Source organism: Ferrovum myxofaciens (assembly GCF_000735045.1).
Classification (GTDB): domain Bacteria; phylum Pseudomonadota; class Gammaproteobacteria; order Burkholderiales; family Ferrovaceae; genus Ferrovum; species Ferrovum myxofaciens.
Window position 1 is genome coordinate 1 of sequence record NZ_JPOQ01000147.1, and the last position, 257, is coordinate 257.

1 pseudogene is annotated in these 257 nt (G+C 57.2%); it reads left to right on the forward strand.

Going from position 1 to position 257, the window contains the following annotated elements:
* Positions 1 to 257: pseudogene (locus tag IV91_RS18490) on the forward strand (transposase); the annotation flags it as partial.

Below are 257 nucleotides of genomic sequence, written 5' to 3' on the forward strand. Positions count from 1 at the left end.
CTCGAAAGAAGCAGGGTTCACGCCTGCGGCCATCATCACCTTTGCCCGTACCTGCAAAAATGAAGCAGGCTGGAAAGACCGGCTTGGTTCTAACGTAACCCAGCGCATCGCGGAGCAGGTGTTCGCGGCCATGCAGCAATACGCCTTTGGTAAACGCGGTCGCCCACGTTTTAAAGGTGCTTCCCGCCCCCTGCATTCGCTTGAGGCAACCACCAATGCGGCCAACATCATCTGGAAGCCTGAAACGGGCTGTATCG